This is a genomic window from Clostridioides sp. GD02367 (assembly GCF_045900275.1).
GTDB lineage: Bacteria > Bacillota > Clostridia > Peptostreptococcales > Peptostreptococcaceae > Clostridioides > Clostridioides difficile_A.
This window is the reverse complement of the sequence record NZ_JBJODK010000004.1, coordinates 235,767-249,737: the sequence shown is the minus strand read 5'-3', so window position 1 is coordinate 249,737 and position 13,971 is coordinate 235,767. Positions and strand designations below refer to the sequence as shown.

Below are 13,971 nucleotides of genomic sequence, written 5' to 3'. Positions count from 1 at the left end.
ACCATATTTGTAAATATTTTATCTTATTCTTGCATATTATTTTTGTCTTGATTTTTATTACTTTGAGATATGTTTTGAATTTTCTCCAATACTCTAGGAGTTATAGATAATATATTATCTACAAGATTAATATTGCTATCTAAACTCATTATTCTAGTCTCTCCACTTTCAACAACTACAAATGCTACTGGTTGCACAGATATAGCACCTGCGCTACCTCCAGCAAAGTTCGTATCTGCTTTTTCATTTTTTGATTCAATTTCTTTATCTTTCTCATCATATCCTTTTGAGTATTCTCCTCCTCCTATACCAAATCCAATCGTAACTTTTGATATAGGTACAACTACTGTAGTATCTGTTTTTATAGGGTCTCCTATAATAGTATTTGCATCTATAGAACCTTTAATTGTTTCAAGAGTTGTTTCCATAAGACTTTGTATCGAACCTGTTGCTCTCATTACTATCACCTTCCTTATAATTTCCTTTATTCTTATTCATAATCTTATTAATCATTATTATAGTACGAAATAAATCTTTTATTCTTGACCTTATATGTATCCTTATATTTCCCAAAACATAATTTTTTGTAAAATCTGGATTTACATTTAAATACATTTTTTCTGCATCAATTATATTAAATAAATTTCCATATAGAGTATTTATTAATACATACACAGAAGATGTTAAGCCGATATTTTCAGTTCCAAAATTAATATTTGAATAAAGTTCATGTATTTTTATTTTTTTTAATAGTCTATAAACGCTTAAAAGGTCATCAGCTAATAATATACTTGAATCTATATTATTCTTCATCCCTTCTTTTTTATCATTATTTTTACTATTTTCAGCTGGATAAAGTTGTCTATTTATATTTATTAAATTAAACATGTATTTTATATTAATTGTTAGAATAATATCGTTGTTATTTATATCAGCTACTAATAAGATGTTTATATGAGATATTAAAATCAATATAAGTATACTTATTATAAAAATTATAGCTATTATTAAATACTTAAAATTAAATAATTCATTAAACTCCATGTTTATATTATCATCAAAAAATTACTATTTATACTTAATTATCCATATTTATTTCGATATAATTTTAATTTTATATTTACACAAAAAAACACAATAACTTAGAGCATTTTAAATCCTTAAAAATTTAAAATCGCAAACTAAATTATTGTGTTTTTAATTTTAATGCTATCACTATACATGTACAACATTTTATTCATTTGTAGCTACTTCTTGATAATTTTCTATAGGAGGCAACTCTTCAAGGGTTTCTATATTTAACAATTTTAAAAATTCATCCGTTGTTCTATAAATTATAGGTTTACCTATCTTGTTAAGTCTACCAGCCTCTTTTATAAGTTCATTTTCAAATAAGGTCTGTAGTACCTTATCACACTTTACTCCTCTTATATCTTCTATCTCAACTTTTGTTATTGGTTGCTTATAAGCAATGATAGTAAGAGTTTCTAATGTGGCCTGACTCAGACTTTTCTTTTTCTTTGGTTCAATAATCTTCTTTATATATTCCGCATAATCTTTATTTGTGCACATTTGATACTTGTTTTCTAATTTGATTATCTGGATACCTCTATTTTTTTCTCTATATTCCTCAATAAGTGAATTTAACATAATCTCTATCTCTTTTGATGAAAGTTCTTTATTTATTATATAGTTTAATTCTTTTATACTTATTGGTTCTCCATATGCAAACATAACAGACTCTATAATATACTTTATATCTTCTCTTTTCATTTTAACACTCCGAACTTTTTCTTATTAGAATATCATCAAAAAATATATCTTGTACTACTACTATTTCTTTTTCTTTTATAAGTTCTAATATAGATAAAAAAGTAGCAATTATTTCATCATTTTCATATGATTTTATGATATTTGTGAAAGTAACTTCAAGCCTCTCTTTTATAATATCTCTTATATATAAGATTTTTTCTTCTACAGATATTATCTTCTTCCTTACTATTTTATCTAGTTTCTCATCATTAGAATTTTCAATTTGTGATGTTTTAACTTTAAATATGTATGGAAGTATATTTTTTATTGCTTCTATTGATATATCTTCTAAATCTACATTATCATCAATAATTATTTCTTCTTTATTTCTATAAAATCTCTCATTGATATAAGTTATATTTTCTTTTATATCTTGTGATGCCATCTTGAACTTTCTATATTCTTCTAACTTTTCCATAAGTTCTATTCTTGGGTCTTCCTCTTCATCCTTTTGCTTATAAAGCAGATATTTGGATTTTATCTCTAGGAGTTTTGATGCCATAGTTATAAATTCGCTAGTTATTTCTAAATCCATTTTATCTAACACTTTCAGATAATTTAGATACTGCTTGGTTATATCTATTATAGATATATCTTTTATGTCTATTTTATGTTTTGTTATTAAATCATACAGTAAATCTAATGGCCCCTCATAGACTTGCAATTGTATATTATACTTCATACCAATCCCTCTTTAATCTATTTATTGTATTAAACGAATAAATATACTATTTTTAGTAGTACAGCATATATTGGAGTTAATATTATTCTATATATACCAGTAAATAAAGCAATTAATAAAATTATATAACTCATACTTTCAAATTTGTACACATATTCATTCCATTTATATGGTACAAATGTAGATATAACTCCCCATCCATCAAGTGGTGGTATTGGAAGCAAATTAAACGCTGCAAATCCAATACTATATAAAAACACATATTCAGCTATTGTGTTTATCGCATACATATGCACATACTTATTTATAATTACACAAAGTATGGCAGTCAAAAGATTACAAAAAACACCTGCAAGTGAAACTATCAGATTTCCTATTTTGTAGTTTTTAAAGTTATTTGGATTTACTGGTACTGGCTTTGCCCATCCTATTCTAAGAATAAACATAGCCAAAAGACCAATTGGGTCAACATGTCTTACAGGATTTAATGTCATTCTACCATAAGATTTAGCTGTATCATCTCCCAATAAGTGAGCTGAATAGGCATGGCCAAACTCATGTATTGATATTGCCATAGCTATACCAACTAAACTTGCTACTATTTCTCCTATATTCATACTTAACATTAATGTACATCTCCTAAATTAAATTTTTAATACTATTATAACAATTAAATAACTTATAATCAAAATTATTTTATATTATAATAATTTTAACATATCAGCATAAAATTAAAATTCACTTTTTATTTTATAACTTTTATTATTATATCATATTCATTGTGAAAATATAATAATTACGCCTACTGTAAATAGAATATTATGTTGACATGAATTGACATTATTGTTATTTTATTTGTGTATTACAAATGAAAGGAGTAATAAAATGAACAATCTTGCAGAAAAAAATGAGCTTAAATTTAGATATGCAGTTGAATCAGATACACCTCTTATATTAAACTTCATAAAAGAACTTGCTTCTTATGAGAATCTATTAGATGAAGTTATCGCTACAGAAGAGATACTCAATGAATGGATATTTGTAAAGAAAAAGGCTGAGGTTCTGATTGGTGAATATGAAAATGAAGCTATAGGCTTTGCTTTATTTTTTCATAATTTTTCGACTTTTCTTGGTCGTGCAGGAATTTATCTGGAAGACTTATATATCAAACCAGAATTTCGTGGCAAAGGCTATGGCAAAACATTTCTAAAAAAACTAGCAAATATTGCTATAGAGCGTGGCTGTGGTCGTTTGGAATGGTGGTGTTTAGACTCAAATAAACCAAGTATAGATTTCTACCTATCAATGGGTGCAGAACCAATGGAGGATTGGACAGTATATCGAATTGCTGGAGATACACTTAATAATTTAGCAAAATAAATTACATATAAATAAAAATAGCAACTGAGATAGATAAAGTTGCTATTTTTTTATTCATATTTAGATTTTAGTCAATATCATACAAGAAGTACAAAAAAATATGTGTTACACTTTATATAATGTGAAGGGAGGTTACTTAAGTGAAGCAAGAAGAACGCACAGTATGTTTTGATAAGGAATTGAAAATCGAAGCATATAGATTTAAAGGTATAATGCAAAAGTTCCCAAACCATTTTCATGAACATTATGTAATTGGTTTTATAGAAAAAGGTCAAAGATATTTATCTTGTAAAAACAAAGAATATACCACAAGTACTGGAGATTTGTTACTTTTTAACCCTTTTGATAGCCATACTTGTGAACAGATAGATAATAAAGTACTTGATTACAGATGTATAAATATTAAACCAGAAATAATGAAAAAAACTGTATTTGAAATTACAGGAGAAAACTATTTACCTAAGTTTAATCAATCTGTGATATTTCGTAGTGAGCTAGTACCTCTACTACAAGAATTACATCATATAATCATGGAAGAAGAGTTAGATTTTAAAAAGGAAGAACTTTTTTTCTTTCTCATTGAACAATTAATTGAAGAATATACTGAACCAAATTTGCAATTTAACTTAGAAAAAACAAGTATAGAAATTCAAGCAGTATGTGATTATCTAGAAGACAATTATGCTGAACGTATATTGCTTGATGAATTAAGTGCTATAGCAGGAATGAACAAGTACTCATTACTTCGCAACTTTACAAAATTAAAAGGTATTACACCATATAGGTACTTAGAAAATATACGAGTAAATAAGGCTAAGAGACTTTTAGAAAACGGTGTAGAACCTATAGATGCTGCCATACAGACAGGGTTTGTAGACCAAAGTCACTTTACAAATTTCTTTAAGAATTTTATTGGTCTTACTCCAAAGCAATATCAAAACATATTTACAAACAATGACAAAAACAACTTTAAATAAAAAGGAGAAATAAAAATGGAAACTAAAAATTCAAAATGTGTTATGGTAATAGATGAAACTTTACCAATGGGAATCATATCAAATACTGCTGCTATAATGGGAATTACACTAGGAAAATTTGCACCAGAGACTGTTGGTTCAGATGTGCTTGATAAAACAGGAAACATACACCTAGGAATAGTTGAGCTTCCTGTTCCTATTTTAAAAGGGAACAAAGAACTTATAAAAGATTTACGAAAAAAATTATATAGTACTGAATTTGAAGAATTAACTGTTGTAGATTTTTCAGATGTTGCACAAGGTTGTAATGTTTATGATGAATTTGTTCAAAGAATTGCTAATGTACCAGAAGATGATTTACAGTATTTTGGTATAGCAATCTATGGAAACAAAAAGAAAGTGAATAAACTTACTGGTAGTATGCCTTTGCTTAGATAAATATTAAATAGACCTAAATATAAAATAATATTCTAAGTTTTATATATTTATCAAGTTCTCTATAAAAAACATAAAATTAGACAATCCTTCTATAAAAACAAATAAAAATACCCCTATAGTAAATAATTCTATATGGGTATTTTTTATGTGGATTGTAATTATATATCATTTGGCAATTATTTATATCATATTATCAATTATTCTTTGAAGCATTTGTAGATAACTTGCTTTATTTATATCTTTAGTATTTATCAATTCCACTTCACCTATTACTTTTTTATCTTTACATATCTTTATCTTTCCTAAAACAGTTCCTTTTTTAATTGGCATTTTAGGATTTTTTACTATTTCAATTTTCTTATCAAACTCTTTAGAGCTTCCTTTTTTAATAAGAGCATTTAAATCTTCCTTAGCAACTAATTTAACTTTGTTTTCATCTGCCTTATCCAATGTAAGTGTTGCTACATTATCACCTTTACTACATAACTTAACACTTTCATAGTTAGCAAATCCATAGTTTAAAAGACTAGACGCATCGTTAAATCTTTCTGGAGAAGTCTCTGCTCCTAAAGTTGCTGCAACTAGATGAGTATTACCTCTCTTTGCTGCTGCTGATAAACAGTATTTTGCTTCTTGAGTAAATCCAGTTTTAACACCAGTTGCTCCTTGGTAATGCTTTATAAGTTTATTAGTATTTGCAAGACCTACTGTAACTTGTTTCTTACCTACCACAACTTTATCCATCCATGTAGTTAAGTATTTACTTATCATTTCGTGTTTTAACAGTTCTCTAGACATTAAAGCTATATCATGAGCAGATGTATAGTGGTTTGCAACTGGAAGTCCATTTGTATTTGCAAAATGAGTATCATTCATATTTAACTCTTTTGCTTTAGCATTCATTCTGTCAACAAATCCTTCAACACTTCCAGCTAAATGTTCAGCCATAGCGACACAAGCATCATTTGCAGAAGCAACAGCTATACCTTTTAATAATGTATCAACCTTTTGAGTTTCTCCTGGCTCTAGGAATATTTGACTACCACCCATACTAGATGCAGTTTCACTTACTTGAACTTCGTCATCAAGCTTAATCTTACCTGAATCCAAAGCTTCTACTATAAGTAGCATTGTCATTACCTTCGTTACACTAGCAGGAGGAAGCTTTTTATGAGCATCCTTTTCGTATAAAATTTGTCCACTGCCAACATCCATCAAAATTGCTGATTTTGAAGATATATTTAGTTGGTTGGCATCAGCATTTTCCTTATTATTTGCAAAAGAAAAGCTTAAAGGAGTAAGCGCAAGTAATATAGCCAAAGCAGTACTAGCTAATTTTTTCATCGATGTCACCTCTTAAAGTTTATTTAAACTTATTTTCTCACATTTAACTTTTTTTATTCTAAATGCCTAGATATACCTTGACCTAAATTTTTTTTCTTCTCAAGCTTTTTAAAATAACCTTCTAAAACACCTTTATTAGATGCATTTTCTATTATTTCAAAAGCATCTTCATAATTCATGCCATATTCTCCTGCTATTTCCATCTTGGTTTGTTTTAAGGCTTTTATAGCATTTTGTCTTGAAATATTATCCATAAGAATCCTCCTCTTAGTAAAATTTATATATAATTAGTTTTTACTAATAAAAGATTGTTATAATTGGTATTTTATGTAATATATGTTTTTCAATATCACAAATTAAAAAGACCTCCTGCAATTCTTAAGATAATATCAACTAGATTTTTGATATTATCTTAAAAATTACAAGAGGTCTAATTTTCAATTTTATAGTTTTTTATATACTACACTTCCATTATTATAGGAAGTATCATTGGATTTCGTTTAGTTTTTTGATATAAATATTCTTTTAGGTTTTCTTTAATGTTATTCTTTAAATAAGCCCACTCTTTAATATTTTTCTCTTCACATTCATTTAGGACATTCTTAATTATATCTTTTGCCCCATCCATTAAATCTTCTGACTCTCTTACATATACAAATCCTCTAGAAATTATGTCTGGACCTGCTAAAACTTTACCTTCATCCTTAGAAATAGTTACTACAACTATCATAAGACCATCTTCTGATAAATGCTTTCTATCTCTTAAGACTATGTTACCTACATCGCCTACACCTAATCCATCGACTAATATGTTTCCTGTTTGTATACGATTTGCTACTTTAGCAGAATTCTTATCTAATTCCAAAACATCTCCTGTTTGCATGACAAAAATATTTTCTTTGTCCATACCAAGTTGTTCAGCTATCTCAGCATGTTTTTTTAACATTCTATATTCACCATGAGCTGGCATAAAAAACTTAGGTCTAACTAATGCATGTATAAGTTTTAATTCTTCTTGACAGGCATGTCCAGAAACGTGTATATCAGCTATGTCGCTATAAACTACTTCTGCTCCCTTTTCAAATAAGAAATTGATTACTCTTGATATTAATTTTTCATTTCCTGGTATTGGATGAGCAGATATTATAACTAAATCGCCACTCTTTATCTCTACTTTTTTGTGCTCTGAAAAAGCCATTCTAGCAAGAGCTGACATAGGTTCACCTTGTGAACCAGTTGTTATTATCACTAACTCACTATCTTCATATTTGCATATATCATTTAAATCTATAAGCATATCATCAGAAATATCTAGATATCCTAATTCTTTTGCAACTCCAACTACATTGACCATTGAGCGACCTGATATAGCAACTTTCCTATTGAACTTTTCAGCTGTGTTTATTATTTGTTGTAATCTGTGTATGTTGGATGCAAACGTAGCAACTATGATTCTTCTGCCATTTCCCTTTGCAAATAATTCATCAAGACCTACTCCAACAGTCTTTTCAGACATAGTAAATCCTGGTTTTTCTGCATTAGTACTATCAGCCAGCATTAAAAGTACTCCTTTTTTGCTTAACTCACAGAGTCTATGCATATCCATAACATCACCATCAATAGGAGTCAAATCAATCTTAAAGTCTCCTGTGTGGTATATTATACCTTGGTCTGTGTGTACTGCAATAGAGTAAGCATCTGGTATACTATGATTATTTTTCAAAAACTCTACTTCCATGTTATCAAGTTTTATAACTTGTCTTGGAGTTATGACATTTAACTTAACATTATTCATCTTATGCTCTTTAAGTTTCACTTGTATAAGACCTATACTAAGTCTTGCTCCATACACAGGTACATTTATCTTCTTTAATATATATGGAAGAGCCCCTATATGGTCTTCATGTCCATGTGTAATAAATATACCCTTTATTTTATCCCTATTTTTGACTAAATAAGTTATATCTGGTATAACTATATCTACCCCTAACATTTCATCTTCTGGAAAACTAAGTCCAGCATCTATAACAATTATTTCATCTTTATACTCAACAACAGTCATATTTTTTCCAACTTCGTTAAGTCCACCTAAGGCCATTACCTTTATCTTATTGGTGTTCTTTTTGAACAATTGCATCATCTCCTTCTGTCTATTTAATTTTTTAACACGTTCTACAATCCTAAATAATATCAAATCACGCACTCGCTACCAGTTATTCTTATTGTACCATAATTCGTATCATATTTTAAGCTATATTTAAAATACATTTAACGTATTATTTTGACAAACCTATTTTATTTTGATATCCTCTAAATATTATATGATTTAATATCGGATATTTTAGGAGGATTTATGCGTGGTAAAACTCATTGTGCAATAGGAATCTTAACAGCTATCCAAACGTCTTTAATATTTAAAATTCCTATATCTTTAGTTGACATTTTAGTTTCAGCTACTTTTGCCGTACTGCCCGATTTGGATAAATCTAATTCTATGGTCTCAAATTTCATTCTAAAAAACAATATATCCAAATACATATATAGAATTTTTATATATGCTGTTAATATTATTATTTTCTTTATTTCAATAAATATAAATGATAATTTTTATTTAAGTGCAATAATTACATTTATTGCAATTATAATTATTGAAGCAAAATTAACACATACGTTTCTTAGAAAAGTTTTTCTATCATTAATATTTATACTATTAGCTATATGCTTATACATCATAGAAGTTGAAATATATTTTATAATTTTTTGTCTAATGTTGTCAATTTTTCCCTGGCTGAAGCACAGAAGTTTTTCTCATAGCATATTTGCAACTATAATAATATATTTTTTACTAAAACAGATAGAATTAATCACTAGTATTAATAATTTATCTTTTTATGGGACTCTTGGTTATGCAAGCCATATGTTTTTAGGAGATTTATTTACAAAACAAGGAATACCAATTTTTTATCCATTAAGTGAGAAAAAAATTTCTTTAGGCTTTTTAACTGTTGGAGGTCCATTCAGTAATTTTATAGAAAAATCATTTATTTTTATCCTTATAGGATTAATTATATTTTCAGTATTAAAATTATAAATACTTTGAAAACTATATATTTGTATATCATAACCAACTCATAATAAAAAATGGAAGAATAGCATAGAATATAAAAGTTCTATACTATTCTTCCATTGACATTAAGCAATAGAAGGTTATTCTTCTGAGTCGCTTATTCCATTACACTCATCACATAATCCATAAAATTTAACATCATGATCAAGTATTTTAAATTTGTACAATGATTGTATCTCTTTTTCTATATTGTCTAAAAGGTCTTCTTTAGCTTCCATTATCTTTCCACAATTTTTACAAATAAGATGATGATGATTATGACAGTCTTCTTTATGTAGACTAATCTCATATCTTATACATCCATCGTCTAAGTTTAGTTTTGATATTAACCCTATTTCATCCAACAACTGCATTGTTCTATATACAGTAGCTAAACCTATTTCAGGACAGTCAACCCTAACCAAATCATAGATTTCTTCACTACTTAGATGTGAATGGTCATGTTTAAGCAATATTTCAACTATTGCTCTTCTTTGTGGCGTAATCTTAAAACCAGTTTCTTTTAACTTGTCTTTTAATAAATCCATTGTGTTTGCCATAACATCACCCTTACTATTTTCAATTGATAATCTTTATTAAATAATATTGTAATTGATAATTCATTTTTTGTCAAGACATTTGAAAAAATTTAATTTATTCTCACAATATAAATATATACCCATAAAAGATATATTATTCACCAAAATCCATAAATTTTTTAATATTTTTAATAAAAATAAAAAAAACAGATATATACTATAAATGCTTTTTACAATTAATAAATCTTAATTAAAGCAAAAATAATAAATACCTGAATTTTTATATACAAACTTAACTTTCTATCTAGTTAAGTCCATTTGAATCATCTTCGTCATAATTTAAACCTTCTTCTTCCATTATAGCTGTGTATACAGCTACAACAGTTTCATACTCTTCATCACTTTCTAAAGGTATTAATATTTCACCTTCTTCGTCCTCATCAATTCTAAAGATTAAAGCTTCTTCAGCCTCTTCATCATCTAAAGGCATTAATATTGCATACTCTTTTCCTTCTGCTTCTAATGTTAATATTATTTCAAATTGGCTTTCAACGCCATTTTCGTCTATTAAATTTATTATATTTTCTTCCATAATGTCATTCACCTCAAATTTATTTTTATTTTTATTATTTATATTATATATCATAAGTATTCAATTTTATAGCTCTTTTATGAATTTATTTTAAAATCTAAATATCCTTGCAAAATTATTACTGCTGCTAACATATCTATAACCTTTTTTCTCTTTTGTCTACTTACATCTGCCTCTAATAGAGATCTCTCCGCTGCTACTGTAGAAAGTCTCTCATCCCAGAAATCTACATCAAGACCTGTTTCTTCTTTTATTAATTCACAAAACTTGATTACTTTTTCTCCTTGTGGACCCAAAGTTCCATTCATATTTTTTGGCAATCCTGATACAATTTTATTTACTTGCTTTTCTTTTATTATTGCTTTTATTTCTTCAATATCTTTTTTCTTTCCAACTCTTCTTATCGTTTTTACACCTTGTGCTGTTAATCCCATTAAATCACTCACAGCAACTCCAATAGTTTTATCACCAACATCAAGCCCCATTATTCTTCCGTCTAACATAATTCCTCCTTTGTTTATTTATATTCTACAAGTTAAATACATATTATCAATCATAAAAATTGCAATATGATTTTTTGATGTAAGCTATTCAGTTTACATTAGTAATCATATTGCATTTTTTATTTAAATAATATATAAACAGTAAAAAATTCTTTAGTTATTTTTTTCAAATATTATCATATTTATACTTATTATTATAAGTGGTATAAGTATATATATAGATGCTGTAGATGCAGCAACTATACCAGAATCGTTAACTAAAAGAGTAATTATACAACCAACCATAGATGCAATAAAACCTTTAAATAATATTGGGAAGTTGTTCATTATCTTCCTAAAGTGTCTAGATGGTTTGAATATAAGTACTGCAATTACTCCAATTCCTACAAGTAAAATATTTACCCATACACTTGTCTGTGCTAATTGCATATTCATTTGAATTTTTCTTCCAAATGTCTGTAATATCTCTCCTGGCCCATTTAAGAAAATTCGTTGTACAAACATACCTAAGTGAGATTCACTACCTGAAACTATATCTAAAGCTGCAAATGCACAAACCACAACCACAGTTGAAATAACCAGTAATATAACTTTCTTAAAATCTATTTTAATATCATATATAAGCATTATAAACAATAAATACGCTACACATTCTGATATAGCTCCACCAACATTTGCACCCATTGAAGGATATGCACTAGTTATAAGTATTATTAATGAAAAAATTACAACAAGTAACTTAGATACCTTCTTGTAATGTAATAATACTGCTAAACCAAATACTGCACTTGCAATAGTTACACCTTCATATTCATTCCCTACACCATAGTATCTAGCTCCAATAACAGCATCATAACTCATTATATTATTTTGCATTAAATATGTTCCAAATACGGAATCTATAACTATGACTAAAATAGTAAGGGCCGCAAAAAATCCCATGTGTTTTATATCATTGTCTTTAAATAATTTTCTACCCAGTAAGTACAATATTAATGTAGTAGCAAATATCCCTAAAGATATTGAAAGTGGAGTTTTAAAATTCATCAAAGGAGCTAACATAAATGATAGTGGCATTATTATACCTAATTTTATAAACTCTTTAAGTACTTTGAATACACGCTCTTTATGTGGCATATAATTTCTAAAGAAAACTGCAAACATTGCAATTACCCAAGAAGCAGATATTACTCCTACAAATCCATTTATAATACTTGACCTTATTGAAGATATAGATACTATCCTTTCATAAAGTGATTTCAGATAACTAGCATTGTCTTCTTTGTTTACCAAAGAGTAACTTCTACCTACCATCTCTTTATTCTCAAGACCAAATTCATTTAATATATCTACTCCAACATCTAGATTCGCAACAATTCCAGCTTTTCTTGTTGTTGCAGATTCCAATAGACCTTTCCCTTCTCCACTAAATTTTATTATTGGAGAAAGTCTTCTTTTATTTTTATAATCTAAATCGCTTGGAAACGCACTTGATATATAAACAGTGTCATTTTCTCCAACCATAGAAAATACTTGTTCAAGATACTTATTTATATTTTTTACAATGTTTTTCTTCATTGTAGAATAAGTATTATCATTTAGATTCAATCTATACATATCTAATCTATATGTATCTCCAAGTTCCACAAATATAGCATCACTATTATTATAAGATTTTTTAGTCTCATCTAATAACTTATTGTAGTCTGTAGACATTCCAAATGGCATTTTAGAATCTTTTTTATTAATATCATCAATATTTCCTGAATCAATTCTTCCGTATTGGTCCATAGCAACTAAGCATAGATTTCTATTTTTAATTACTTGATTATTTTCAATGATATCAGAGTTTCCAATCACAGATGTCTTTAGGCCATTTTCTGACAAAGTTTTTCCTAATGACCCTAAGTTTGCTCCATATTCTCCAGACTCAAGATTTTCGTTTATTGATTTATTAATACTTAAATCATTTATTTCTTTAGCTTTTTGACCTGTTGCAACTTCAAAAACTTTAGCAGTATCTTGGTCTACTTTTTGAAAATTGATATAGTCTTCAGTAGTCACATTAGCTCTTGTTCCTGCACCCATACTTGCATAAGACCTTCTATCGTCAGTACCTTGATCCCCTCTTATATTCATGAGAGCTATATAACCTCTCTTTTCTAACTCGTTTTTTAAGATTGGAATATTCATCATACTTCCAAGATTAGTCCTATTCATATCAATAAATATAACCTTGCCTTTTTTTTCAGCAAAACTATAGCTGGCAGTCGATACAAAAATCATAATGACTACTGCAAACAATGACATAATCTTTTTTCTCATTTATTTGACCTACTTTCTATTCAGATAGTGCGTGATTACTTCTTCAAGTATCTCATCTCTTTCAAATTTTTTAATTATAGCTCTTGCATTTTTGTGACTAGTTATATAGCTAGAATCACCAGAAAGGAGATACCCTATAATTTGATTTATAGGGTTATATCCTTTTTCAACTAGTGCTTTATATACAAAATCAATAGTGTCTCCTACACTCATTCTATCCTCTGGTATCCCTTCAAATTTCATAGTGTAGTCTAAATCTTTTTCCAAATTAAA

Annotated in this window: 17 protein-coding genes; 4 read left to right on the top strand and 13 right to left on the bottom strand. The window is 27.7% G+C overall.

Features of this window, described 5'->3' with window-relative positions; genetic code table 11:
- Positions 1-23: 23 nt before the first annotated feature.
- The 5 genes from ytfJ to Q3223_RS07485 form a co-directional block, all read right to left on the bottom strand.
- On the bottom strand, positions 24-458 hold the full coding sequence (ytfJ, locus tag Q3223_RS07505; RefSeq protein WP_054269787.1) for a GerW family sporulation protein: 435 nt from the start codon (positions 456-458) through the stop codon (positions 24-26).
- Positions 412-1,044, bottom strand: coding sequence for a DUF2953 domain-containing protein (locus Q3223_RS07500; RefSeq protein WP_054269786.1), 633 nt, complete (start codon positions 1,042-1,044; stop codon positions 412-414). Before Q3223_RS07500 ends, ytfJ begins: the two co-directional genes overlap by 47 nt.
- 189 nt (positions 1,045-1,233) lie before the next feature.
- The gene (gene scpB / locus Q3223_RS07495; protein WP_054269785.1) at positions 1,234-1,773 is read right to left on the bottom strand and encodes an SMC-Scp complex subunit ScpB; all 540 of its coding nucleotides are present in this window, start codon (positions 1,771-1,773) and stop codon (positions 1,234-1,236) included.
- A gap of 1 nt (position 1,774) precedes the next feature.
- Positions 1,775-2,494: a segregation/condensation protein A gene (locus Q3223_RS07490; protein ID WP_284181785.1), complete on the bottom strand. Its 720-nt coding sequence runs from the start codon at positions 2,492-2,494 to the stop codon at positions 1,775-1,777.
- A 29-nt stretch (positions 2,495-2,523) separates the two neighbouring features.
- The gene (locus Q3223_RS07485; protein WP_021384047.1) at positions 2,524-3,120 is read right to left on the bottom strand and encodes a site-2 protease family protein; all 597 of its coding nucleotides are present in this window, start codon (positions 3,118-3,120) and stop codon (positions 2,524-2,526) included.
- A gap of 259 nt (positions 3,121-3,379) precedes the next feature.
- Between Q3223_RS07485 and Q3223_RS07480 the strand changes: the two genes are divergently transcribed.
- From Q3223_RS07480 to Q3223_RS07470, 3 genes are all read left to right on the top strand, one after another.
- On the top strand, positions 3,380-3,874 hold the full coding sequence (locus Q3223_RS07480; protein ID WP_284181784.1) for a GNAT family N-acetyltransferase: 495 nt from the start codon (positions 3,380-3,382) through the stop codon (positions 3,872-3,874).
- A 140-nt stretch (positions 3,875-4,014) separates the two neighbouring features.
- Positions 4,015-4,851 carry an AraC family transcriptional regulator gene (locus Q3223_RS07475; RefSeq protein ID WP_054269783.1) on the top strand — a complete coding sequence of 279 codons (837 nt, stop codon included), beginning with the start codon at positions 4,015-4,017 and terminating at the stop codon, positions 4,849-4,851.
- 15 nt (positions 4,852-4,866) lie between these two features.
- A complete protein-coding gene (locus Q3223_RS07470) occupies positions 4,867-5,289 on the top strand; it encodes a DUF2000 domain-containing protein (RefSeq protein ID WP_054269782.1) in 423 nt (140 codons plus the stop codon).
- Positions 5,290-5,469: 180 nt separating this feature from the next.
- Here the strand turns inward: Q3223_RS07470 and Q3223_RS07465 are convergent, their stop codons facing one another.
- From Q3223_RS07465 to Q3223_RS07455, 3 genes are all read right to left on the bottom strand, one after another.
- Positions 5,470-6,633, bottom strand: coding sequence for a D-alanyl-D-alanine carboxypeptidase family protein (locus Q3223_RS07465; RefSeq protein ID WP_054269781.1), 1,164 nt, complete (start codon positions 6,631-6,633; stop codon positions 5,470-5,472).
- A gap of 53 nt (positions 6,634-6,686) precedes the next feature.
- Positions 6,687-6,887, bottom strand: a complete 201-nt coding sequence (locus Q3223_RS07460; protein WP_021384062.1) for a CD1290 family small acid-soluble spore protein — start codon at positions 6,885-6,887, stop codon at positions 6,687-6,689.
- Between the two features lie 206 nt (positions 6,888-7,093).
- Positions 7,094-8,770 carry a ribonuclease J gene (locus Q3223_RS07455; RefSeq protein ID WP_074178894.1) on the bottom strand — a complete coding sequence of 559 codons (1,677 nt, stop codon included), beginning with the start codon at positions 8,768-8,770 and terminating at the stop codon, positions 7,094-7,096.
- A 216-nt stretch (positions 8,771-8,986) separates the two neighbouring features.
- On the opposite strand from Q3223_RS07455, the gene Q3223_RS07450 reads away from it, so the two are divergent.
- Positions 8,987-9,724 (top strand): metal-dependent hydrolase, encoded by a 738-nt coding sequence (locus Q3223_RS07450; protein ID WP_054269779.1) that lies wholly within the window; start codon positions 8,987-8,989, stop codon positions 9,722-9,724.
- A 116-nt stretch (positions 9,725-9,840) separates the two neighbouring features.
- Here Q3223_RS07450 and Q3223_RS07445 read toward each other — a convergent pair whose 3' ends face one another.
- The 5 genes from Q3223_RS07445 to Q3223_RS07425 all read right to left on the bottom strand — a co-directional run bounded on the left by Q3223_RS07445 (position 9,841) and on the right by Q3223_RS07425 (position 13,965).
- Positions 9,841-10,299, bottom strand: a complete 459-nt coding sequence (locus Q3223_RS07445) for a Fur family transcriptional regulator (protein WP_021384065.1) — start codon at positions 10,297-10,299, stop codon at positions 9,841-9,843.
- Between the two features lie 283 nt (positions 10,300-10,582).
- On the bottom strand, positions 10,583-10,870 hold the full coding sequence (locus tag Q3223_RS07440; protein WP_021384007.1) for a DUF1292 domain-containing protein: 288 nt from the start codon (positions 10,868-10,870) through the stop codon (positions 10,583-10,585).
- 77 nt (positions 10,871-10,947) lie between these two features.
- On the bottom strand, positions 10,948-11,373 hold the full coding sequence (gene ruvX, locus Q3223_RS07435) for a Holliday junction resolvase RuvX (protein WP_054269778.1): 426 nt from the start codon (positions 11,371-11,373) through the stop codon (positions 10,948-10,950).
- Positions 11,374-11,526: 153 nt separating this feature from the next.
- A complete protein-coding gene (locus Q3223_RS07430; protein WP_074178893.1) occupies positions 11,527-13,698 on the bottom strand; it encodes a hypothetical protein in 2,172 nt (723 codons plus the stop codon).
- A gap of 9 nt (positions 13,699-13,707) precedes the next feature.
- Positions 13,708-13,965 carry an IreB family regulatory phosphoprotein gene (locus Q3223_RS07425; RefSeq protein ID WP_003419418.1) on the bottom strand — a complete coding sequence of 86 codons (258 nt, stop codon included), beginning with the start codon at positions 13,963-13,965 and terminating at the stop codon, positions 13,708-13,710.
- Positions 13,966-13,971 lie beyond the last annotated feature (6 nt).

What these genes read in the sequence shown, in the direction of transcription:
- Q3223_RS07480 (WP_284181784.1), top strand. Translation starts at nt 3,380, where the DNA reads ATGAACAATCTTGCAGAAAAAAATGAGCTTAAATTTAGATATGCAGTT.
- Q3223_RS07470 (WP_054269782.1), top strand. Translation starts at nt 4,867, where the DNA reads ATGGAAACTAAAAATTCAAAATGTGTTATGGTAATAGATGAAACTTTA.
- scpB (WP_054269785.1), bottom strand. Translation starts at nt 1,773, where the DNA reads ATGAAAAGAGAAGATATAAAGTATATTATAGAGTCTGTTATGTTTGCA.
- Q3223_RS07450 (WP_054269779.1), top strand. Translation starts at nt 8,987, where the DNA reads ATGCGTGGTAAAACTCATTGTGCAATAGGAATCTTAACAGCTATCCAA.
- Q3223_RS07455 (WP_074178894.1), bottom strand. Translation starts at nt 8,770, where the DNA reads ATGCAATTGTTCAAAAAGAACACCAATAAGATAAAGGTAATGGCCTTA.
- ruvX (WP_054269778.1), bottom strand. Translation starts at nt 11,373, where the DNA reads ATGTTAGACGGAAGAATAATGGGGCTTGATGTTGGTGATAAAACTATT.
- Q3223_RS07465 (WP_054269781.1), bottom strand. Translation starts at nt 6,633, where the DNA reads ATGAAAAAATTAGCTAGTACTGCTTTGGCTATATTACTTGCGCTTACT.
- Q3223_RS07500 (WP_054269786.1), bottom strand. Translation starts at nt 1,044, where the DNA reads ATGGAGTTTAATGAATTATTTAATTTTAAGTATTTAATAATAGCTATA.
- Q3223_RS07460 (WP_021384062.1), bottom strand. Translation starts at nt 6,887, where the DNA reads ATGGATAATATTTCAAGACAAAATGCTATAAAAGCCTTAAAACAAACC.
- ytfJ (WP_054269787.1), bottom strand. Translation starts at nt 458, where the DNA reads ATGAGAGCAACAGGTTCGATACAAAGTCTTATGGAAACAACTCTTGAA.
- Q3223_RS07440 (WP_021384007.1), bottom strand. Translation starts at nt 10,870, where the DNA reads ATGGAAGAAAATATAATAAATTTAATAGACGAAAATGGCGTTGAAAGC.
- Q3223_RS07445 (WP_021384065.1), bottom strand. Translation starts at nt 10,299, where the DNA reads ATGGCAAACACAATGGATTTATTAAAAGACAAGTTAAAAGAAACTGGT.
- Q3223_RS07490 (WP_284181785.1), bottom strand. Translation starts at nt 2,494, where the DNA reads ATGAAGTATAATATACAATTGCAAGTCTATGAGGGGCCATTAGATTTA.
- Q3223_RS07485 (WP_021384047.1), bottom strand. Translation starts at nt 3,120, where the DNA reads ATGTTAAGTATGAATATAGGAGAAATAGTAGCAAGTTTAGTTGGTATA.
- Q3223_RS07430 (WP_074178893.1), bottom strand. Translation starts at nt 13,698, where the DNA reads ATGAGAAAAAAGATTATGTCATTGTTTGCAGTAGTCATTATGATTTTT.